The 21,179-nt window shown below is 44.1% G+C and carries 24 protein-coding genes; 19 read left to right on the forward strand and 5 right to left on the reverse strand.

The genetic code is table 11. The features are described 5' to 3' along the window. Positions 1–325: 325 nt before the first annotated feature. The 16 genes from spoIIGA (at position 326) to JG770_RS06890 (ending at position 13,319) form a co-directional block, all read left to right on the forward strand. Positions 326–1,219 carry a sigma-E processing peptidase SpoIIGA gene (gene spoIIGA, locus JG770_RS06815; protein ID WP_291956884.1) on the forward strand — a complete coding sequence of 298 codons (894 nt, stop codon included), beginning with the start codon at positions 326–328 and terminating at the stop codon, positions 1,217–1,219. A gap of 14 nt (positions 1,220–1,233) precedes the next feature. Continuing rightward, positions 1,234–1,953, forward strand: coding sequence for an RNA polymerase sporulation sigma factor SigE (sigE, locus tag JG770_RS06820; protein WP_291956888.1), 720 nt, complete (start codon positions 1,234–1,236; stop codon positions 1,951–1,953). Between the two features lie 87 nt (positions 1,954–2,040). Continuing rightward, positions 2,041–2,814: an RNA polymerase sporulation sigma factor SigG gene (gene sigG, locus JG770_RS06825; protein ID WP_291956891.1), complete on the forward strand. Its 774-nt coding sequence runs from the start codon at positions 2,041–2,043 to the stop codon at positions 2,812–2,814. Between the two features lie 79 nt (positions 2,815–2,893). After that, entirely contained in the window at positions 2,894–3,142 is a 249-nt protein-coding gene (locus tag JG770_RS06830) for a YlmC/YmxH family sporulation protein (RefSeq protein ID WP_291956893.1), read from the forward strand. A 147-nt stretch (positions 3,143–3,289) separates the two neighbouring features. Beyond that, positions 3,290–4,162 (forward strand): flagellin Hag, encoded by an 873-nt coding sequence (gene hag, locus JG770_RS06835; protein WP_291956896.1) that lies wholly within the window; start codon positions 3,290–3,292, stop codon positions 4,160–4,162. A gap of 75 nt (positions 4,163–4,237) precedes the next feature. After that, positions 4,238–4,606: a flagellar protein FlaG gene (locus tag JG770_RS06840; RefSeq protein ID WP_291956899.1), complete on the forward strand. Its 369-nt coding sequence runs from the start codon at positions 4,238–4,240 to the stop codon at positions 4,604–4,606. A 48-nt stretch (positions 4,607–4,654) separates the two neighbouring features. Beyond that, entirely contained in the window at positions 4,655–5,020 is a 366-nt protein-coding gene (locus JG770_RS06845) for a hypothetical protein (protein WP_291956901.1), read from the forward strand. 6 nt (positions 5,021–5,026) lie between these two features. Further along, positions 5,027–6,907, forward strand: coding sequence for a 6-hydroxymethylpterin diphosphokinase MptE-like protein (locus JG770_RS06850; protein WP_291956903.1), 1,881 nt, complete (start codon positions 5,027–5,029; stop codon positions 6,905–6,907). Beyond that, positions 6,876–7,607 (forward strand): acylneuraminate cytidylyltransferase family protein, encoded by a 732-nt coding sequence (locus JG770_RS06855; RefSeq protein WP_291956906.1) that lies wholly within the window; start codon positions 6,876–6,878, stop codon positions 7,605–7,607. Before JG770_RS06850 ends, JG770_RS06855 begins: the two co-directional genes overlap by 32 nt. Then, positions 7,601–8,644, forward strand: coding sequence for an N-acetylneuraminate synthase (neuB, locus tag JG770_RS06860; RefSeq protein ID WP_291956908.1), 1,044 nt, complete (start codon positions 7,601–7,603; stop codon positions 8,642–8,644). The genes JG770_RS06855 and neuB overlap by 7 nt, the downstream gene beginning before the upstream one ends. 7 nt (positions 8,645–8,651) lie before the next feature. Further along, on the forward strand, positions 8,652–9,803 hold the full coding sequence (gene neuC, locus JG770_RS06865) for a UDP-N-acetylglucosamine 2-epimerase (RefSeq protein ID WP_291956911.1): 1,152 nt from the start codon (positions 8,652–8,654) through the stop codon (positions 9,801–9,803). A 9-nt stretch (positions 9,804–9,812) separates the two neighbouring features. Beyond that, a complete protein-coding gene (locus JG770_RS06870; RefSeq protein ID WP_291956913.1) occupies positions 9,813–9,959 on the forward strand; it encodes a hypothetical protein in 147 nt (48 codons plus the stop codon). Between the two features lie 63 nt (positions 9,960–10,022). Next, a complete protein-coding gene (locus JG770_RS06875; RefSeq protein ID WP_291956916.1) occupies positions 10,023–10,238 on the forward strand; it encodes a DapH/DapD/GlmU-related protein in 216 nt (71 codons plus the stop codon). Positions 10,239–10,241: 3 nt separating this feature from the next. After that, the gene (locus JG770_RS06880; protein WP_291956919.1) at positions 10,242–11,297 is read left to right on the forward strand and encodes a nucleotidyltransferase family protein; all 1,056 of its coding nucleotides are present in this window, start codon (positions 10,242–10,244) and stop codon (positions 11,295–11,297) included. 22 nt (positions 11,298–11,319) lie between these two features. Then, positions 11,320–12,309 carry an NAD-dependent 4,6-dehydratase LegB gene (locus tag JG770_RS06885; RefSeq protein ID WP_291956922.1) on the forward strand — a complete coding sequence of 330 codons (990 nt, stop codon included), beginning with the start codon at positions 11,320–11,322 and terminating at the stop codon, positions 12,307–12,309. Between the two features lie 176 nt (positions 12,310–12,485). Beyond that, on the forward strand, positions 12,486–13,319 hold the full coding sequence (locus JG770_RS06890) for a hypothetical protein (protein ID WP_291956925.1): 834 nt from the start codon (positions 12,486–12,488) through the stop codon (positions 13,317–13,319). A 133-nt stretch (positions 13,320–13,452) separates the two neighbouring features. Here the strand turns inward: JG770_RS06890 and JG770_RS06895 are convergent, their stop codons facing one another. The 3 genes from JG770_RS06895 to asnB form a co-directional block, all read right to left on the reverse strand. Then, positions 13,453–14,040, reverse strand: a complete 588-nt coding sequence (locus tag JG770_RS06895; RefSeq protein WP_291956928.1) for a DUF4351 domain-containing protein — start codon at positions 14,038–14,040, stop codon at positions 13,453–13,455. Further along, entirely contained in the window at positions 14,033–14,350 is a 318-nt protein-coding gene (locus JG770_RS06900) for an Rpn family recombination-promoting nuclease/putative transposase (protein ID WP_291956931.1), read from the reverse strand. The genes JG770_RS06895 and JG770_RS06900 overlap by 8 nt, the downstream gene beginning before the upstream one ends. Positions 14,351–14,620: 270 nt before the next feature. After that, complete coding sequence (gene asnB, locus JG770_RS06905) at positions 14,621–16,465, reverse strand: asparagine synthase (glutamine-hydrolyzing) (protein ID WP_291956933.1); 1,845 nt, start codon at positions 16,463–16,465, stop codon at positions 14,621–14,623. A gap of 243 nt (positions 16,466–16,708) precedes the next feature. Between asnB and JG770_RS06910 the strand changes: the two genes are divergently transcribed. Beyond that, complete coding sequence (locus JG770_RS06910; protein ID WP_291956934.1) at positions 16,709–17,626, forward strand: aldo/keto reductase; 918 nt, start codon at positions 16,709–16,711, stop codon at positions 17,624–17,626. A gap of 52 nt (positions 17,627–17,678) precedes the next feature. On the opposite strand, the gene JG770_RS06915 is transcribed toward JG770_RS06910, so the two are convergent. Continuing rightward, entirely contained in the window at positions 17,679–18,443 is a 765-nt protein-coding gene (locus tag JG770_RS06915) for a sugar phosphate isomerase/epimerase (protein ID WP_291956936.1), read from the reverse strand. Between the two features lie 232 nt (positions 18,444–18,675). Here JG770_RS06915 and JG770_RS06920 point away from each other — a divergent pair, with 232 nt between their 5' ends. Further along, positions 18,676–19,401, forward strand: a complete 726-nt coding sequence (locus JG770_RS06920) for a ThuA domain-containing protein (RefSeq protein ID WP_291956939.1) — start codon at positions 18,676–18,678, stop codon at positions 19,399–19,401. Between the two features lie 48 nt (positions 19,402–19,449). Here JG770_RS06920 and JG770_RS06925 read toward each other — a convergent pair whose 3' ends face one another. Beyond that, complete coding sequence (locus tag JG770_RS06925; RefSeq protein WP_291956942.1) at positions 19,450–20,112, reverse strand: hypothetical protein; 663 nt, start codon at positions 20,110–20,112, stop codon at positions 19,450–19,452. Between the two features lie 149 nt (positions 20,113–20,261). Between JG770_RS06925 and JG770_RS06930 the strand changes: the two genes are divergently transcribed. Next, positions 20,262–21,089: a hypothetical protein gene (locus JG770_RS06930; RefSeq protein WP_291956947.1), complete on the forward strand. Its 828-nt coding sequence runs from the start codon at positions 20,262–20,264 to the stop codon at positions 21,087–21,089. Positions 21,090–21,179: the final 90 nt, after the last annotated feature.

Raw genomic sequence — 21,179 nt, forward strand, 5'->3', positions numbered from 1 at the left:
GCCATCGACCGAGTTTCAAACTAAACGGCTTTGACGTACACCCGAAGTATTTAAAGTTGTTACAGAGAAACGATGGATATGAATATCAAATATTTAACACAAAGGAGGAATGCCGCATTCCTCTCGCCACTAAAGTAGCGAGCCGCCTGCGGTAATTTATCGTGGCAGATTGCCTGCCACTTCATGCCATATAAAATTTCATTCGAGCACTACATTTCTACATTTTTTTGTTCTTACCTATTATATAATCATAAACGTTGGTACAAGCGAATATAATTTTTTAAAGGGCAATGCTTGCATATGAGATCGTCTTGGAGGAGATCTTATGACTATATATGTGGATTTATTGTTCTTCGATAATTTTATTATGAACTTTATAATCCTATGGATTGTCGACCGCCTAAGCGGTTGTAATACCAATCCATGGAAGCTGGCGGCGGCAGCTGGTATAGGGGCGCTTTATGTTATAGGGAGCTTTTGGCCGACGCTTTACTTTTTGAATAATATATCATTCAAAGTAGTATTATCGGCCATGATGATATTATTGAGCTTTCATATAGAGAGGTGGAGGGATTTTTTAAGATTGAGCGCAATCTTTTATATGGTAACCTTTTTATTTGGTGGTGTGGCGTTTGGAATATTATATTTTACCAATCAGAATTTTATGCTGGCTAACGGAGGATTTTATATACACGGGTATCCCGTCGTTACCATGATAATAGCCGCTGTATTCGCTTATATAATAACAGGATATTGTTGGAGATATATGCGAGCGCGTTTGGATAGGAAACGTTTGATGATGCCCACAGAGGTGGCGCTTGACGGCAAGGCCGTCAAGGCCAATGCCATGTTGGATACCGGCAACGTGCTCCATGATCCTATATCCAATTATCCGGTGGTGATAGCGGAGCTTTCTTGCATAAAAGAGTTATTACCCGATGCTCTGGCATCGATTATACAAGCAGGCAACGAGGTGGATATAGGAGCGATAATGGAAGCCTTGAGCGGATCACCGTGCATGCTTCGTTTTAGGTTGATACCGTTTAACTCCATCGGGCAATCCAACGGCATGATGGTTGGTTTCAGGCCGGATTATATAAAAGTCTTTACGCCTGAGCAAACGATAGAATCCAAGGAAATCATCATAGGAATATGCAACAGCAGGCTTTCACAGGACGATGCCTATACTATGCTGTTAAACCCCGGTCTAATAATCTAGAAGGAGAGGGTATTATGAATATACGTTTGATTAAACTATGGCTGTCGCGTTTTTTAACGAAGGTAGGCTTGCGGGAAGACCAGTATGTATTTTATATCAACAACAACGAGGCTTTACCGCCTCCATTATCGTCTGACGAAGAGCAGGATATAATGAAGAGGCTCGCCGGCGGCGACGAGAGCGTTAAAAGCATCCTCATAGAGCGAAATCTGCGTTTGGTAGTATACATAGCCAGGCGCTTTGATAATACCGGCATACCTGTCGAGGACCTTATATCGATAGGTACCATAGGCCTTATAAAAGCCGTGAATACCTTTGACCCGGATAAAAAGATAAAACTGGCCACGTATGCCTCGCGGTGCATAGAAAATGAGATACTTATGTATCTGCGCAGAAACTGCCGGTTCAATAAAATCGAAGTATCCATAGACGAACCGCTGAATACCGATTGGGACGGTAATGAGCTGTTGCTGTCCGACGTGCTGGGCACCGAGGTGGACCTCGTCTACAATATCATAGAGGATGAGGTAGATAAGCAATTGCTGAACATAGCGCTCAATAAGCTGCCATCGCGTGAGCAGAGGATTATGCAGCTTAGATTCGGCTTGGATGACGGCGTGGAAAAAACGCAGAAAGAGGTGGCGGATATGTTGGGCATATCGCAATCGTATATATCCAGATTGGAGAAGCGGATCATAAAAAGGTTGAAAAAAGAAATAGTTCATATGATATAATACTGGCAGCATTTCTCAGTATAAAAAAACCATATGCCGGTTATAATGAAATCTAGGCTAACGTAAGTTTATTGTGGAGGAAGGCATATGGTAATAAATAAGGTAGAGATATGCGGTGTAAATACAGCTAAATTACCAGTCCTTGCCGATAAGCAGATGAAAGAACTGCTTAAACGCATAAAAGAAGGGGATAAAGCCGCCAGAGAGGAATTCATAAGGGGTAATTTGAGGCTGGTGCTGAGCATTATCCAAAGATTTAACAATCGCGGCGAATATGTGGACGATTTGTTTCAGGTTGGCTGCATAGGCCTGATAAAGGCCATAGATAATTTTGATCTCAGTCAAAATGTGAAATTCTCAACCTATGCCGTACCGATGATCATAGGTGAAATAAGGCGCTATTTAAGGGATAATAATTCCATTAGAGTGAGCCGTTCGCTTAGAGATACAGCATATAAAGCGTTGCAGGTCAGAGAACAGCTCGTGGCCAAGAACGGCAAAGAACCGACAGTGGAAGAAATAGCCAAGGCCATGGAACTGCCTGCTGAGGAAGTAGTATTTGCCATGGATGCCATACAAGACCCCATATCTCTATTTGAGCCGGTATATCATGATGGCGGAGATGCGATATATGTTATGGATCAGGTGAGTGATGATAAAAATCAGGACGATAACTGGCTGGAGACCATAGCATTGAAGGAAGCGATGCAAAAGCTCAGCGAAAGGGAAAAGACCATATTGGCCATGCGCTTCTTTCAAGGAAGGACTCAGATGGAGGTGGCCGAGGAGATAGGGATATCCCAGGCGCAGGTTTCCAGGCTGGAAAAATCCGCATTGAGCCATATGAGAAAATACATTTAAAAAGTGCACCGTACGGTGCACTTTTTTATATCTCCCGCATATAATGAAAGAGAATACTATACTATGGGGATGATCTTATATGGATAAATCTTCTGATATCCGTCAGAAAGAAGTAGTAAACGTACTGGATGGCAAGAGACTGGGGCCTATTGTGGATATGGAGTTTGATCTGGAGGCAGGCCGCATAACGGCCATAATAGTGCCTGGCAATAATAAATTCAATATTTTCGGTAAAAGCAAAGAATACATAATACCATGGGAAAAGATAAAAAAGATAGGCCAGGATGTCATACTTGTAGAATTCAATGAAGGCATAGATGAACATTAAATTTTCTTTAAAGTCTTTCCGTACACATTCCGATATAATATATGAAAGCAAATCCTTATTATGCTGCAGCGGCCGGGCAGCAAATAATGAGGACGAGCTTAATAAAGGCATGGATGCCGAATAAAAATTTCAAGGAGGAGTAAACCCATGATTATCAATCATAACGTAATGGCAATGAACGCCTACAGGCAATTGACTGCGACCAACAATGCCGGCGCAAAAGCGCTGGAAAAACTCTCATCGGGCCTTCGCATAAACAGGGCCGGCGATGACGCAGCAGGTTTGGCTATATCCGAGAAGATGAGGGGCCAGATCAGGGGCTTAACCCAAGCTTCCAGAAACGCTCAGGATGGTATATCCCTCATACAGACCGCTGAAGGTGGCTTGAATGAGACCCACAGCATTCTGCAGAGGATGAGGGAGCTGGTTGTCCAGGCTGGCAGCGATACCAATACATCGGAGGATAGGGCACAGATACAGCAAGAAATTTCAGAACTTCAAAATGAGATCAATAGGATCGCTGATACCACGCAGTTTAATACCAAAAACCTGTTGGATGGTACTGCTGCCGGCTTAGTATTCCAGATAGGTGCAAATAGCGGTCAAGTTATTTCCTTGACAATCAACGATATGCATGCTGATGCTTTAGGTGACATCACTACGGGTGGTACGAAAGTTGCGAGCATTCAAGTTGCTGATTATACAACATCTGGTGGGACTGCTATTACTGTTTCAGCTGGTGATATAACTGCTTACTTGAGCGTTCTTGATGATGCCATCGATCAGGTTTCCACAGAACGCGCTAAGCTTGGTTCCTACCAGAACCGTTTAGAGCATACAGTGGCCAACCTCGACACATCGGCTGAGAACCTGCAGGCCGCAGAATCCCGCATACGCGACGTAGATATGGCCAAAGAGATGATGGAGTTCACCAGGACCAATATATTGGCTCAGGCAGGCACAGCCATGTTGGCTCAGGCCAATGCCAAGCCTCAAACCGTATTACAGCTATTGCAGTAATAGTCATAGTTCTTGTGTTTCGGAAAAGCCGGCCGGCTATCGGTCGGCTTTTTTAAAAAAAGAAGGTGATAACTGGTGAACGATGTTACAACAATACCCGGCGGTTCAAACGCTTGGGGCGTGACGGGGAAAACCGCACAACCTGTGGCCCAAGAACATATACGCCCTTTGGATGCTCAAGGCGAAGGCTGGGGAGAGAGCATGGCGCCCGGGCGGTTTACCAAGGACGATGTGGAAAAAAGCGTCGAGGACATGAATAAGGCTCTTTCCATATTGAATAGGAGCCTGAAATTTACGGTGCATGAAGATACCGGCAAGCTTATGGTACGGGTCATAGATAATGAATCCGGCAGGATCATAAAGGAGATACCGCCTCAGATACTTTTGGATATTGAAGCGCGGATTGAGAAATTTTTAGGGATTCTATTCGACAAAAAAATATAAAAAGATAATATTAAGGGGTCCTATTTTTTTAAAGAAAGGCACATTAGCATGGATGAGCAAAGACAGTTGATGGAAGATACGTTGAAACAGGCGACGGAATACATCCCAAAGCTTATCGGCGGCATAGAAACGGTTACCGACAGATTTCAGACGGGCAGCCAAAGCCAGGCCATAGCCTTATTCGGCGAGGTACTGGATGGATTGGAATGGATAAACGATGCCGTAAACCTTACCATGCCCTTTTGGGGTGGCAGTACCGGTATAGATCCCCAAGCATTGCAAGAGCCCTTAAAGGCTATGGCCGAGGCATTGGAAAATCAGGACTATACTTTGGTATCGGATATTTTGAATTATGAGATAAAGCCGATATTGATAGAGTGGCTGAACGATATAAAAATGGGTTTGAAAGGATAAACGCAGATGGATGCCATGCAATGGCTGAAAGATAAATTTCCAAGAATATATGAAAAAGTGAAAGATACATCGCGAGATGATTATAATAGATCGCATATATTGCCTGCTAAACTGGGCGGCAATACGCTTCAATACGAATGTGAAGATAAAAAAATATTCATGCATAGTTCCTACGATCCTGTAAAGGAAGCAAAGCGCTGGGCGGACGCCGTTGATCTAAAGCCCGACAGCGTGGTGATAGTATACGGCATGGGATTAGGATACCATGTTGACAGACTATTAGAGCGCATGAGCGATGAAAATCGCCTGTTGATAGTGGAGCCTTCGGTAGGTATATTCCTCCATGCCATTGAAGCCGAATGGGTGAGGCAATTATTGGAGGATAAGCGTGTTTTTATCTCTGTGGCCGACGACATAAAGGGTATAACCTTCTTCTTATCCCAATACATAGCCTACAATAAGATGGAGCACTGCGTGTTTGTGGATTTTGGCCCTTACAGCCGCATTTTCGGCCAACATTACAAGGATTTTACCGACGCCGCGAGGGATGTAATTAACGCGAAAGTAATAAACCGCAACACGCTTTTGCATTATGCCGCTCAATGGCAGGACAACTTTTTTGCCAGCCTGCCTTACGCACTTCAAAGCATACCCATAGGACGGCTGTTCGATAAATTCATAGGTAAGCCCGTGGTCATAGTATCGGCCGGGCCATCGTTGAATAAAAACATGCACCTATTGAATGAGATAAAGGACAAAGCACTTATATTGTGCGTGGGCACAGCGTTGAAGGCATTGCTTAAAGAGGATATTGTACCCGATATGGTGATATCGGTGGACGGCAGCCTGAAAAATTACGACCATTTTAAAGAGGTATTGTGCCGTATACCCTTAGCTTATAGTTTTACGCTCCATCCATCCATCGTGGAATCGTGGGAGGGTCCAAGGTTTATCATGAACATATATGATCCTATGAGCATGTGGCTAGAGATGCAGCTTGGCGAGCCGCTGGGAACGGTGGAATCAGGTCCGTCGGTGGCCAATGTGGCCTTCAGCATGGCGCTGCATTTGAAAGCCGAGCCCATCATATTGATAGGGCAGGATCTGGCTTATTCATCCGACGGCCATACCCATGCTCAAGGGACCATGTATGAGAAGGATAAAGTGAAAGGCGATAGTGGCAATTATAGATATGTGGAGGGCATCGATGGGCAGCCCGTGTTGACCAGCCCGTCGTTTCTGTCTTTTTTGACATGGTTTGAGAATGCCATACAGGCGGCGGGCGATAGGGCCGAGGTCATAGATGCCACAGAAGGCGGAGCTAAGATCCATGGAACGCGGATAATGACCTTTAAGGATGCCATCGATCAGTATTGCAGAGAGAATATACATACAGAGAAGGTTTTAAGCCAGACTATTGAAGCCTACGAGCCTTTGGATGAGGAGAAGATAGGCTCCATCACAAAGAAACTGGAGGAAACTTTAGATGCATTAAAGGAGATAAAGCGCCTAGGAAGAAATGGCATAAGGCTATCAGAGAAATTATTGAAGGTTTACCAGGATAATAAAACGTATGAGATAAACCGCATATTGAAACGGCTGGATGATATAGACGCCAAGATAAAAGAGGATAAAGATCGGCTTGCCATCTTGGCCTCCATTTTGGAATTGGTCACATTTAAGGTTATGGAAGGTTATAATGAAAACGCGGGTGAGGATAGACGGGATACGGGTATGAGGGTGGCAAACAGATCCAAGGCCCTCTACGAAGGCTTTAACGCTGCAATAATCCATAGCTTGCCCCATCTTGAACAATGCATAGCTAAGATAAAAGCTATGTATGGGCTGAATGAGCATGCCGGGGATCATGCGGCAGTGGAGCGATAAGGCCATGGAGATATTGGGATTGATACCGGCACGTGGCGAATCAAAGGGCATACCGCATAAAAACTTAAAGCTCCTTTGCGGTAAACCATTGATAGCATACACCATTGAACAGGCTAGAAAGTCAGAATGTCTGACGCGCCTTGTCGTATCCACCGATGATGAGCATATAGCCGATATTGCCGAGCAATATGGGGCACAGGTGCCATTCATACGGCCTAAGGAACTGGCGTTAGATAATACGTTGAGCATAGACGTGGTTCTGCATGCCATTGAATGGCTTAATGAAAATGAGGGATATTCTCCTGATATTATAATGCTTCTTCAACCCACATCACCTTTTAGGTCCGCAAGGGATATAGACAATGCTGTAGCCGTATATGCCGAAAGAAGACCGTTATCTTTGGTCAGCATATGCATCGCCGACGATAACCCATACTGGATGATGAGCATAGAAGGTGGGGTATTGACGCCGCTTATGGGACATATAGATCATACAAGGCGCCAAGACATTCCCAAAGCGTATAAGCTAAATGGTGCTATATATATAGCGTCGCCTGAGGTATTGTGTGAACGCAGAACTTTTTTTACAGAGTATACCATACCATATATTATGCCAAGAGAACGTTCGTTGGATATAGACGATATGTTGGACTTTCATATAGCAGAGTATTTGCTTAAAGGAGGGATTGTGCAATGCTGACGATTGCTGACAGAACCATAGGTCCAGGGCACCCTTGCTTTATAATAGCCGAAGCTGGCGTAAACCACAACGGTGATATCGATCTAGCCATGCAGATGATAAATGCCGCTGTAAAAGCAGGAGCCGATGCCATAAAGTTTCAGACCTTCAAGGCTGACAATCTGGTGACGGTTGATGCAGATATGGCCGAGTACCAAAAGGCCAATACCGGCAGCGATAAAACGCAGTACCATATGCTCAAAGCACTTGAGCTGCCCGACGATGCGTGGCCTCGTTTGAAACAATACTGCGATGAGCGTCATATTGTATTTCTATCAACGCCTTTTGATGAAGAGAGCGCCCAATTGCTGAAATATTTGGGCATACCCGCATATAAGATAGGATCGGGTGAGGTCACCAATATACCCTTGTTAAAATTCATAGCGGGCTATAAAAAGCCCATAATACTATCGACGGGTATGGCTTCTTTAGGCGAGATAGAGCAGGCTATAGGCGCCATAAAGGAAGAAGGAAACGATAAAATAGTTCTGCTCCATTGCGTGACAAGCTATCCTGCGCCTTATGACAGCATAAACCTTAAGGCGATGAATACCTTGAAAACCGCTTTTGGCCTTGAAGTTGGTTACTCCGATCATACAGAAGGTATAGAGATATCCATAGCCGCGGCGGCTTTGGGCGCATCGGTCATAGAGAAGCATTTCACTCTAGATAGGAATATGCCCGGCCCTGATCATAAGGCATCGCTGGAGCCTCATGAGTTAAAGCAAATGGTACGGAGCATACGGCATGTGGAAGCAGGTCTGGGCGATGGGATAAAAGTCATCGGTGCCGATGAACGAAAGATTAAAGAGGTTGTCCGGCGCAGCATAGTGGCAAATACAGATATAAAAAGCGGTGCTGTCATAGAAAAGAGCTTTTTGACAGCAAAAAGACCGGCCGGCGGCTTGCCTCCGGCTTTTATTGACTATATAGCCGGTAGGAGAGCGCGCCATGATATACCTAAAAACACAGTCATCACAATAGATATGATCATTTGAGAGGAATATGATTGTGAGAAAAATAGCAGTAATTACAGGCACCAGGGCTGATTATGGTATTATGTATTATTTATTAAAAGCCATACAAGACGATCCTGATTTGGAACTTTTACTAATAGCATGCGGAATGCATCTTTCCCCAGAATTCGGTCTTACCATAAAAGAGATCGAAACCGACTTTCCCATAGCTGCCAAAGTCGATACGCTGTTATCGGCCGATACGGGCGGCGCTATGGCAAAATCCATAGGCATCGGCATTATAGGCATTGCTCAGGCGCTAGAACAGATTACTCCGGATATCTTGGTTGTTTTGGGCGATAGGGGCGAGATGCTTGCAGCCGCCACAGCCGCTCTTCATCTTAATATACCTATAGCTCACATACACGGCGGCGAGGTGACCGGCACGGTGGATGAGATGGTGCGCCATGCCATAACCAAGCTGTCGCATATACACCTTGCCGCTACAGAGGACAGTGCACGAAGGATAGAGAAAATGGGAGAAGACCCCGGCAGGGTCTTTGTCGTTGGAGCGCCGGGCTTGGATTATATTAAACAGGCGCCGGTTATAAACAGAGAGGAACTGACGGAAAAATACCCCCTTTTAGCCTATTCTCCCGTTTTGTTGATGACATATCATCCAGTTACCACAGAGCGCCTACAGGTGAAAGAGCAGATTGAGAGGCTCATGGAGGCATTGGTTTATTTGAAGTATCCCGTCATTATCACCTATCCAAACGCAGACAGCGGCGGCAGGGAGATTGTAAAGATCATCGAAGGCTATGTGCGAGATCATGAATTTATGGCGATATATAAAAATATATCCCAATTGGAGTACATAAACATGCTCAGATACGTCGACGTTATGATAGGCAACTCCAGCAGCGGTATAATCGAGGCCCCCTCTTTTAAGCTGCCTGTGGTGAATATAGGTACAAGACAGCAAGGACGGCTGAGGGCTTGCAATGTCATAGATGTGGGAAACAGCAAAGATGAGATCCTTCAGGGCATCGACAAAGCGCTTCATGACGAAGGTTTTAGAAGTCGCCTTAAAGAGTGTATAAATCCTTATGGCGATGGCAACGCTAGCCGAAAGATTGTGGATATATTGAAAAGCATCGACATAAGCGGCGGTTTTATACAAAAAAGGATTACATATTAGAGGTTATATATGAATGATGTAATACTCATAGGCGGTGGAGGACATGCCAAGGTCATCATAGACGCATTGCAATTGATGGGTGATTATAACATATATGGCATAATAGAGAAAACGAAAAAGCAGCAGGGAGCGTCAAAAGCTCCAACAATGTCATGATAAATATCATTAATTCTTCGGCGCAGATTTCTCGATATATTATTTATAGAAGAAGGCAATGATGTGCTGGCCAATACGGCCATAAACGTCAGGACTAAGATATGCGGCGTGTCGATAGGCCGATGTAGCCATGTGGGAGCCGGGGCTACGATACTACAGGGCATAAAGATAGGTGAAAATGTTACCATTGGCGCCGGCGCTGTGGTCATAAGGGATATACCGGATGGGGCTGCGGCCGTGGACGTGCCGGCAAGAATTTTGGTTTTGAAGGAGGAATAGCTTATGGATATAGAGAGACTTAAAAAGGCCTGCATATCCACAAATGCCACCATAAGAGAGGCCATAGAGGTCATAGATAAAAGCGCATTGGAGATAGCGCTGGTGGTGGATGACGAATTTAAGCTTTTGGGTATGGCCACCGATGGCGATATACGCAGAGCCATACTGAGAGGCGCCGATATAAACGCCTGCATAGAAACGGCCATGAATAAAAACTATACTGTTATCATGGAAGGCACTCCTTATGATACGGCTTTGCGCCTTATGTCCGAACGCTCCTTCAAGCACATACCCGTCACAGATGCGCAAGGACATCTGAAGGATATGATACTATGGCAGGATATCATAAAGCCGAGGAAGAAAACCAATTTCGTATTGCTTTTGGCAGGTGGCTTGGGTACCCGCTTGCGACCATTGACAGAGGATGTACCCAAACCCATGCTAAAGGTGGGAGATAAACCCATAATAGAAACCATCATAGAGCAGTTTAAGCAAAACGGTTTTACCAATATATTGATATCGGTAAACTATAAGGCAGATGTCGTAGAAGGTTATCTAAAAGACGGCCGACATTTAGGCGTCGACATACACTACATAAAGGAGACCAAGAGGCTTGGCACGGCGGGTCCCATACGCTTGGCAAAAGAGTATCTTGTTGAACCGTTTTTCGTCATGAACGGCGATCTTTTGACCAACCTCAATCTGGCGAATATGATGGACTTTCATATGAAAAACGGCTTTGATCTCACCATAGCCACCAAGAAATATGAAATGCAGATACCCTACGGCGTAGTGAGGATGGACGATATAGCCGTAACCGGCATGGATGAAAAGCCTATCATAGGTTATTTCATAAACGCCGGCATATATTGCCTTAACCCTAAGCTTATCGATTATATACCCGAGAATGAATATTACGATTTCAACGTCTTGATAAACCAGGCCATAGACAATAACCTGTCCATAGGCAGCTTTCCTATTACCGAATATTGGATGGATATAGGCCAGATGGCGGATTATCAAAAAGCAGCCAACGATTACTACAACATATTTGGTTAATTTAAGGTGGTGTAAAAACGCATTGAAAATAGAAGGACAAAAAGTACTCGTGACCGGTTCGGAAGGATTTATAGGCAGCCATCTTACCGAGGCATTGGTCGAGATGGGTGCCGATGTGACTGCATTGGTGCAGTATAATTCTTTCAATAACTGGGGTTGGATAGAGACATTAGACAAAAACATAAGGAACAGCATAGAGGTCGTAACTGGCGATATAAGGGAGATGGACGGCTTAAAAAAGATTATGGCCGGCAAACACATAGTATTTCACTTAGCGGCGCTGATAGCCATACCATATTCCTATTTCTCACCCATGGCCTATGTCAAGACCAATGTGGAAGGCACATTGAACGTCATGCAGGCCTGCCTCGATGCCGGTGTATTAAAGATTGTGCATACCTCCACCAGCGAGGTCTATGGCACCGCCCGGTATGTTCCCATAGACGAGGATCATCCCCTACAGGGACAGTCGCCCTACTCGGGCAGTAAGATTGGCGCTGACAAGATAGTGGAGAGCTTCTATAGAGCCTTTAACCTTCCCGTGACTACCATACGCCCTTTCAATACCTATGGCCCGAGGCAATCGGCCAGGGCGGTAATACCTACCATAATAGTACAGGCTTTGACAAAAGGTGCAGTTAAGCTGGGCGCTGTAACTCCGACTCGGGACTTCACCTTCGTAAAGGATACCGTGCAGGGGTTTATAAAGATGGCAGAGAACGATGATACAGTGGGCCATGTCATAAACATAGGCTCGGGTTTTGAAATATCTATAGGTCAACTGGCCGATAAGATAGCGACGATAATGGGCAAAGAGATAACCATACATACCGAAGAGCAGAGGCTGCGGCCCGAAAAAAGCGAGGTTAACCGCCTTTTGGCCGATAATTCAAAAGCAAAAGAGATCCTAGACTGGAAGCCAGAATATACGCTGGATCAAGGGCTTGCTATAACCATCGAGTGGATAAAGCATAATCTCGATCGATATAAAGCCGAGATATACAACCTATAAGATGGAAATGATAGAAATGATACCATTAAGCCTTATAAAGATTGCAGAAAGGGCGATCTGTCGGTTACAGAGGAGACAGCGGCCAAGGGGATAAACCTGTCCAGCTCTGTGGGGCTTACAGATGCCGAGATAGAAGCTGTGAGTGAAGGGATTATAAAGGAAGGGAGGCGTATATAATGGATGGAATATTTGAGCAAATTGCACAAACTGATATCATTGGGTTGCTTGTTACAATCATAGTAATAATAACTGAATTTATTTTTTTAATTCCCATAAATACGCTGCTCATAAGATCTAAAACACCCTTTATAAAAGAGCAAGCAAAACAATATACATTATTAGTATTATTTGTAATTATATTTTTTGGCATCATAATATCGGCAATTCTTTTAAATAAGTCAATTTCATGGTTTATGATGGTTCAAATACTAATTCCCGGGGGTATAACAATAGTTTCCTACGAATGCATGAATAGTTTGAGAAAAAAGCTTTATAGTCCAAATAAATATTATTCTAAACCATCGAAAACGCGGCTATCTATACTTATTGTTGTAGCAATGTTATTCTTTTCAGCAGTTTGTATTCTCACTGATATAGTTTATGCATTTAGTCAAATTAATAATATAAAAAGTAATATGTCTTTTGCTACATTAGAAAATATTATTGCTCCATTAATTTTTGCTTTATTAACATATATATATACAATATTTGCTTGTAGCTATATTTTAACTTTTGGAAGTTTAAATAACCTCCCAAAATGCATTATCAAAGTTAGAGATTTTAAATCATCGAAAGACGAATATAAAGATATTGATTGCTATGTTATATCTGAGGATGATGACGAAATTATGATAAAACCTGATCAATCTAGAGTTATTAGTATAAGAAAGGAATTAATTATAGAAAGAGAATACATTGATGATTATAATGGAAGCACAAAAAAAGACGGTGTGAGGTTATTTAAATGGTTGAAGAAATTTATGGGTAAACAAGTAAACAGCCCTTCTTAACCGCGCTGTTGCGGCTGATTGATGTCAAGGGTAAAACGGACGGGGGAAAAGTCGGGTATGTAAATAATTTTATGTATGGGGGCATATAGCCCCCTTTTGCGGAACAGATTTGCGGAACAGATCGATGGCAGCCCTATTCGAGGAACTTGTCAAGGTCTTCTGTGCTGTTTATATTAAAGATGTTTTCAGCTATAGCATCCAATTGCTCGCAAGATGCAGCTAATATTCTTTCCTCGTATCCAGCTGGTAAACCGTTTAGTTTTTTGCGCAATTGTTTAATAATAGTTTGCGCCATACCTTTTTCCATACCTTCTTTTATACCTTCTTTTATGCCTTTATCCAGTATCATCTTATATGTTTCCGATTCTTGTAAGTTTAGCATTCTGCTCACCTCCTCAAAAATCTTTTCTATGATTTCTTTGCCGAATACTATACCCGAAAATATTTCAGCCTTAAATGCTATTTCTTTTTTTCGATCTAGTTCAATAGGTATTGCTGCTATCGCCTTTGTACATTCTATCAAGTATTCTTCTCCTTTTTGCCGTCGTCTTTCTCTATCCATAAGAGGCAGCAAAGCGTATAAGTCGTAATACGGCGTTCGGGTTATCTCATCAAATTTTATCTTCCCCAAATCTATCAGCCTATAATTATATTCTAACCTATTATTGTCTCCAAAGTTATATGCTATGCCATCAGCCATATTGAAAGCATCTTTACCCATATATAATCACAGCCTGATAAACGGGTAGTGAATACTTCTCGATAATTTCCAGAGCATACCTGAGCATTCTATAAGGCATCTTTTTATCATTGCCCGACTGAAATTCAAGATGTACCGCAACGTTGCTGTCTTCGACAATGCATTTGTAGATCATATCGCTGTCTCTGCGCTCGACATGCGTGAACTCGATGTTTAACTCTTCCGCTTTGTCGATGTTTATATTCATGAAATAAGCCATCATATCGTCGGTTATGTCTGAAAAAATACTCTTTATGGTTATATCATAAGGCTGACTTGGCATACCATCCATCGTTACTCTCCTCATCTCCAGCAATTATATATACATTATAGCATATTATACGGTGTTTATAAACTGTAGAATTTGCTTTTAAATCCTGCAAAGGTGGCTCAAAATTTCGCTAGCGAGTGGCTCAAAAATTCGTTGACGATCACAGTTTTGCAGCTGTTTTTTATAAGTAATCCCCGGAATGCTAGTGATTACTAACGTTCCGAGGATTTTTTAGTTTAAAAACTTTCGTTTACAAAAAACGAAATGACGGCAGTTCGGTTTGGATTCTTTTTATACTATGGTCACATGATAATCGCTCAGCCATGTATTGATCTGGGCCAAATAGGCCAAAAGCTGTGGGCCGGTCATGAGTTGGCCGAACCATGGCAGGTCGAGGGTGTCCATGTTCGATTGGGCTATACTGCGTACCGTATCGATATTTATCAGCGGCAATAAAGGCGATGAATGGTCGCTTAATATATCCAGCACCCACCGGCGAACCGATTCCAGATATGCGGGGTTATGGCTCTTAGGATAGGGGCTCTTTTTGCGCCACAGTATATCTTCGGGTAAAAGGTCGGTCAGCGCATAGCGAAGAATACCCTTTTCGCGCTGATTGTAGTACTTTATGTCCCATGGGATATTCCATACGTATTCTACGATGCGATGGTCGCAGAATGGTACGCGGACTTCCAATCCTGTGGCCATGCTCATGCGATCCTTTCTATCCAATAATACCGGCATCCAGCGCGTGAGGTTGAGATAAAACATCTCGCGCATCCGAGCGTCTTTGGGGGCTTCACCCGGTAAGCGCGGCACCTCTTTTAGTGCCTGTTCATATCGATAAGCCAAATATTCCTCGGGCTTCAGGCGCTCTGACACGTCGGGTGAAAGAATGGCGCATCGCTCTCTGATCTTTATAGACCATGGAAACGTATTGGCATTTAAGGCGTCTTCCCTATAAAACCACGGATAACCGCCGAATACCTCGTCAGCGCATTCGCCTGATAGCGCTACTGTGGCGCCCTTTTTGATCTCGCGGCAGAATAGATACAGCGATGAATCCACATCGGCCATCCCCGGAATATCGCGGGCGTGAACAGCATCTTTCAGTGCCTCAACTAATTCCGGTGTATCTATTAATACCGAGTGATGCCGCGTGCCTAGGAAGTCTGATATGACAGGTACCCAGTCGGCATCAGAGCTGGGCTGGAAAGCGTTGCGCTGAAAATAGCGTTGGTTATCTACGTAATCCACCGAATAAGTATGCAGGGGATCCCTGCTTTGACGCTGAAAGGCGGCTGCCGCAAAGGCGGTGAGGGCGCTGGAGTCCAGCCCGCCCGACAGCAGCGTGCATACCGGCACATCGGATACCAACTGCCGCTCTGCTGCATCCTTGACCAGCCAGCGTACGGTATCAGCGGTGGTAGTTATATCATCGCTGTGATGATGACTATCCAATTCCCAATATTGACGTATTTCCATGCCGCTGCGATCATAGTTCATGTAATACCCTGGCCGCAATTCATTTATATGTCGAAAAATGCCATGGCCGGGCGTGCGCGCGGGGCCTATGACCAGCACTTCAGCCAGACCTTCGGCATCTACCTCGGGCCTTATATCGGGATGGGCCAGAATGGCCTTTATCTCAGAACCGAACAGGATACCGTGTCCTATCTGAGCATAGAATAAAGGCTTGACACCTAACCTGTCGCGGGCCATGAACAGTTTTTGTGCCGTATCGTCCCAGATGGCGAAGGCAAATATGCCGTTGAAGTGCTGCAGGCAAGACGGCCCCCATGCGATAAATGAGATTAACAGAACTTCTGTATCTGATCGAGATTGAAAGCTATACCCCAGGCATTTCAATTCCTGCCGTATCTCATCGGTGTTATAGAGTTCGCCGTTGTATACGATGATATAAGTATGGCCGTTGTACCGACGCACCATCGGTTGCCCACCGCCCTCGGGGTCTACTACTATAAGGCGGCGATGGCCTAAAGCGGCATGGAGCGACAACCATATGCCCTGGTCGTCCGGTCCCCTATGGGTTAACGTAGCGGTCATGTCCTCTATAACTTGTCGCTGTTGTGTCAGATTTATTTCCCAATCAATCCAACCGGTTATTCCACACATATATTTATTCCTCCTAAATGACTTTAAACAAAAAATGGCGTCTGACATCGCTCTCCAGGCGCCGTTGCCTTATAAGTACCATAACGGCTCATTTGTCGTTATATTATAATATATATGCCGGCAGCGATAAAATAGTTAACGCCTTGCCTGTGGTCAAGCATGAAAAGGTCATCAGCCTCTTGACAAACGAAATCGTATTGTGCTAATCTTTGGATATAAAGAAAGCAAAGGAAGGCGATTATTGTGAAATATATCGATATTGGAAATGGGAAACTACATGCTCCAGCCATCGCTCTCGGGTGTATGAGAATTGCAAAAATGCCTATAGGCGAGGTGGCCGCGCTGGTTGACACCGCGTTGGAAGCAGGGATCAACTTCTTCGACCATGCGGACATATATGGCATAGGTAAGAGCGAGGAAGTGTTTGCAGAAGCTGTGGACATGAAGCCCAGCATCAGGGAAAAATTTATTATTCAAACCAAATGTGGTATAAGAGACGGATTTTATGACTTTTCGAAAGAACATATTTTAGCCTCCGTCGATGGCAGCTTAAAGCGATTGAAAACTGATTATATAGATATTCTGCTTTTGCACCGTCCGGATACTCTCATGGAACCGGAAGAAGTGGCGGAGGCTTTCGATATCCTTTATCGCAGCGGCAAGGTTAAATATTTTGGTGTGAGCAATCAACATCCTATGCAGATAGAGCTTCTGAGTAAATACCTGAATCAAGACATCCTTATAGATCAGCTCCAATTCAGCATTGCCCATACGGGAATGATCGATTTCGGCCTTAATGTTAACATGAAAAATGAACCTTCTATAAATAGAGATGGGAGCATTTTGGAGTACTGCCGTTTAAAAGGCATCACGATCCAAGCATGGTCGCCGTTCCAATATGGTTTCTTTGATGGTGTATTTTTGGATAATGATAAATTCCCAGAGTTAAATCAAAAAATAAATGAGATTGCAGAGGAAAAAGGGGTTGCCAACACTGCTATAGCTGTGGCGTGGATACTGCGACATCCCGCAAAGATCCAAACCATCGTCGGTACAACGAATAGCAAGCGCCTGAAGGATATTTGCCAAGCGTCTGAGGTTGAGCTTACAAGACAAGAGTGGTATGAGATCTATAAAGCGGCTGGGAACAAACTGCCTTAATATGTGTGAAAATTTTATAACGGCCGGCGCGATAATAGCGTCGGCCATTATATTATCTCAACCCCATGGCCTGCATATTGCGCAGGCTTATGGCTAAGCTCTCAAATGGATCACGCCTGCATATATCCTGCTCCACTATGTACCACAGCACGCCTACTTCTTTACAAGCAGCCAATATGGATGGCCAATTGAGGTTACCCTCGCCTACCTCGAACATGGTTTGTTGGCCGCTCACAATTCCCATATCCTTGAAATGTACCAGAGGCATACGGTCTTTGAGCTTTCTTATCCAAGCAGCCGGTTCGGCGCCTCCATGTTGTATCCAATAGGTATCTATCTCACCTGTCAGGTATTGCGGGTTGCTCTCCTCATATATGATGTCCAAACCGGTTTTATTATCGAATTTTTCCAGTTCAAAGCTATGATTGTGATAACCCAGCACCAATCCGGCGGCGGCAAATTTCTCTCCGATCTCGGCCGCTTCTTGTGCGAAACGATGATATCCTTCGGCATTGCGGTAATCGGCCGGCAATGCAGCTATGGCTACATATTTGCAACCGAGTATGAGATGCTCCTCTATAACCCGGTCTGTCTGATTGCGTGCCTCTTCCAAGGATACATGGGAAGCGCAGGCCGTGAGGCCTTCTGCATCTAATATCTTCTTGAGTTCATTTACGTCAATTGGGCCCAAGGCAGAAAGCTGCACAGCCTTATAACCTATCTCCCGCACCTTCTTCATGGTTTCAGCTATATCTTCCGGCGTCTTGGTGAATTCCCGAACGGTATACAGCTGAGCGGCAATAACACTATCCGACATAAAAACTCCTCCTCACTGATTTTAAATGTTTACACATATACTTTACTCCTGTTTCAGCTCATTTGCAAGGAGTCCCCTCATACCGGAATTGGCTGATTTAGTCCATTATCTCCGGTAATGCCCGATCCCTGAAACTTTGAGTTGATAAATCAATCGCTATCATGGTATAATTATCATGCTTTCAAGCCATAAGACATATAATCGATGCGTAAATTTATAGGAGGTGTTTTAAATGAGCGATTCCATAAAAGTAACGGTTTGGAATGAGTATCTTCATGAAAAAAAAGATGAAGAAGTAGCTCGCGTATATCCGAAGGGTATACATAATGCTATAGCGGAGTACTTAAATACACAGCCGGGTATACAGGCCAAAACCGCAACGCTGGATATGCCGGAACACGGTTTAACCGATGATGTCCTAAATGATACCGATGTACTGATATGGTGGGGGCATATGGCCCACGATAAGGTCAGCGACGAAGTGGTGGATAAGGTTTATAGCAGGATTATGGACGGTATGGGACTCATAGTACTTCATTCGGCGCATTTCTCAAAGATATTCAAAAAGCTTATGGGTTCGACATGTAATCTTAAATGGCGCGAAGCCGGAGAGAAAGAACGCTTGTGGGTGGTGGAGCCCGGGCATCCAATAGCCGATGGGTTGCCCGAGTACATAGAGGTACCGCACACCGAGATGTACGGCGAGCGCTTTGATATACCGCAGCCTGATACATTGGTGTTTATAAGCTGGTTTGCAGGCGGAGAAGTATTCAGGAGCGGCTGTTGCTATCACAGAGGAAAGGGCAAGATATTCTATTTCCGCCCCGGTCACGAGACTTTCCCCATATACTATCAACCCGAGGTGCAGAAGGTGCTAAGCAATGCCGTGCGTTGGGCGGCACCGGTAGATGGTCCAGAGCCTAATTTCGGCAATGTTAAACCATTAGAAAGCATATAATAGATAAGCCGGAGGTATATATACCTTCGGCTTTAACAAAATGAGACGTTAATCCTCCAGGTCGAGCAACTGCGGAGGATATAAAGGCAGGTTGAAGATCTCTTCGCAGATATTTTCCGCATATTCTTCTGCCGGCGGTATTTTGCAGAACCCCAAAGCCGGTATTAAGAGCTCTACTTCGGCTACTACTTTTAATATTACGGTTACGCATACCGATATGCCGAATTGGAAATCGCCCATATAATTCCCGCTCACGCATACGGCGTTTACTATCGACTCTATTTGCGACGGTATAACCGATGCAGGAGGCATGAAGAGTATTATATCCTTGTGGACCGTTATGGTTGCCAGACCGGTACCGCGAGTACCATCGGCATCTGTGAATGTGACTTCTATCGGTATGTCCACATCAGCCCTTACCCTGGCAAAGTTATCCCTATTTTCTATGGGCGTTATAACCAGGTTCCTTATTGTACCCTGCACGCACACGGTGCGGCAGCTTACAAATGTCAAAGGAGGTGTGAATGTGACCGCGGGCCTTACGTCGGTCAAAGTTATAACGACGTTATCCAGTTGTTCTTGCTGGAGGCCGGCATCGTATACCTTTTTGACTTCGATGCATACCTTCTCCGCAATTCGTCCTATATTTCCGTCTTTGACCGGGCATGGCATATTCTCTATGCCTATATTTTTATCCGAATAAAACGACATTTATCAATCCACCCCTTATAATGATTTCAATATATATTTCATATATCCTTTGTACAATACCATGATATGCTATAATAGCTAAAAGTGTCACCACATAATCACCGCCGAGCATAAATCGGAATATAGTGATTAATGTGGGGTGATATTACATGAAATCTACAGGCAAACGGCATTTTATAGTGGATACAGATAAGGGTGAGATGCGGATCTATTTGGATGATAGCAAGCTTATGTGTCAAAGCTCGTCTGGCCAGGACATGCTGGTTGATAATATAAAAGATTTTGATATCGCTTGTGAGCCAGATGGGACAATGCGCTTATTGTGTTGTAGTTTCGATGGGCATCTGCTCCTTTATAAGTATGACTGGCATTCATGGAGCGGTAAGATTATATACGATTACAGCAAGGAAGGTGCCGGCATAAGCCAAATAAATATTTTAGCGAACACATCGGAAATACATCTTGTATACCTGTTATCGGAGAACAAACGATCACAAGCCGTATTTCATCATCATTGGAATGGTCGCGAGTGGACCAACGCCGCCATAGCTACTCCGGAAGGGATCGCTATAGAGGGTATCTATATGCTTTATGATGGCGGCAATAATCCGCATATAATAATGATCGGACAAAGGGCCCAGTCGCATTGCATATTGCATACCTATCTTGATGATATGCGATGGAGAAGTGTCGAAACGCTTTATTCGACGCGAAAACACATCGATGATGTATCTATATGCGCAACACATGATATAATGCATATGATATGGTATCAATATGGGGATACAAACCATGAGATAATGTATGGCAAGATTGTAGTCAATCAATGGCAGCAGCCGACGATGCTGGCAGAATACCAGAGCAAAGTCAACGGTATCGCTATATCCGTCGATAACGATGAAATCATAACGCAGTGGATGACAGACGAGAATCTCCATCAGTACACATCAAGTGACGGTATTGCATGGCAGGGGTGAAGCATGAATTTAAGATGAGCAATAAATCGGGCTTAGAGGGACACCGAAAATAAATTTTTTCTCAAATAAGAGCTGGATCAATTTTTGCCC

Source organism: Mahella sp. (assembly GCF_020054945.1).
Taxonomy (GTDB): Bacteria; Bacillota; Clostridia; order Mahellales; family Mahellaceae; genus Mahella.

What these genes read in the sequence shown, in the direction of transcription:
- neuB (WP_291956908.1), top strand. Translation starts at nt 7,601, where the DNA reads ATGCTGACGATTGCTGACAGAACCATAGGTCCAGGGCACCCTTGCTTT.
- JG770_RS06915 (WP_291956936.1), bottom strand. Translation starts at nt 18,443, where the DNA reads ATGTCGGATAGTGTTATTGCCGCTCAGCTGTATACCGTTCGGGAATTC.
- sigG (WP_291956891.1), top strand. Translation starts at nt 2,041, where the DNA reads ATGGTAATAAATAAGGTAGAGATATGCGGTGTAAATACAGCTAAATTA.
- JG770_RS06870 (WP_291956913.1), top strand. Translation starts at nt 9,813, where the DNA reads ATGAATGATGTAATACTCATAGGCGGTGGAGGACATGCCAAGGTCATC.
- JG770_RS06925 (WP_291956942.1), bottom strand. Translation starts at nt 20,112, where the DNA reads ATGTCGTTTTATTCGGATAAAAATATAGGCATAGAGAATATGCCATGC.
- JG770_RS06900 (WP_291956931.1), bottom strand. Translation starts at nt 14,350, where the DNA reads ATGGATGGTATGCCAAGTCAGCCTTATGATATAACCATAAAGAGTATT.
- neuC (WP_291956911.1), top strand. Translation starts at nt 8,652, where the DNA reads ATGATTGTGAGAAAAATAGCAGTAATTACAGGCACCAGGGCTGATTAT.
- hag (WP_291956896.1), top strand. Translation starts at nt 3,290, where the DNA reads ATGATTATCAATCATAACGTAATGGCAATGAACGCCTACAGGCAATTG.
- JG770_RS06855 (WP_291956906.1), top strand. Translation starts at nt 6,876, where the DNA reads ATGCCGGGGATCATGCGGCAGTGGAGCGATAAGGCCATGGAGATATTG.
- sigE (WP_291956888.1), top strand. Translation starts at nt 1,234, where the DNA reads ATGAATATACGTTTGATTAAACTATGGCTGTCGCGTTTTTTAACGAAG.
- asnB (WP_291956933.1), bottom strand. Translation starts at nt 16,465, where the DNA reads ATGTGTGGAATAACCGGTTGGATTGATTGGGAAATAAATCTGACACAA.
- JG770_RS06930 (WP_291956947.1), top strand. Translation starts at nt 20,262, where the DNA reads ATGAAATCTACAGGCAAACGGCATTTTATAGTGGATACAGATAAGGGT.
- spoIIGA (WP_291956884.1), top strand. Translation starts at nt 326, where the DNA reads ATGACTATATATGTGGATTTATTGTTCTTCGATAATTTTATTATGAAC.
- JG770_RS06920 (WP_291956939.1), top strand. Translation starts at nt 18,676, where the DNA reads ATGAGCGATTCCATAAAAGTAACGGTTTGGAATGAGTATCTTCATGAA.
- JG770_RS06850 (WP_291956903.1), top strand. Translation starts at nt 5,027, where the DNA reads ATGGATGCCATGCAATGGCTGAAAGATAAATTTCCAAGAATATATGAA.
- JG770_RS06845 (WP_291956901.1), top strand. Translation starts at nt 4,655, where the DNA reads ATGGATGAGCAAAGACAGTTGATGGAAGATACGTTGAAACAGGCGACG.
- JG770_RS06895 (WP_291956928.1), bottom strand. Translation starts at nt 14,040, where the DNA reads ATGGGTAAAGATGCTTTCAATATGGCTGATGGCATAGCATATAACTTT.
- JG770_RS06890 (WP_291956925.1), top strand. Translation starts at nt 12,486, where the DNA reads ATGGATGGAATATTTGAGCAAATTGCACAAACTGATATCATTGGGTTG.
- JG770_RS06830 (WP_291956893.1), top strand. Translation starts at nt 2,894, where the DNA reads ATGGATAAATCTTCTGATATCCGTCAGAAAGAAGTAGTAAACGTACTG.
- JG770_RS06880 (WP_291956919.1), top strand. Translation starts at nt 10,242, where the DNA reads ATGGATATAGAGAGACTTAAAAAGGCCTGCATATCCACAAATGCCACC.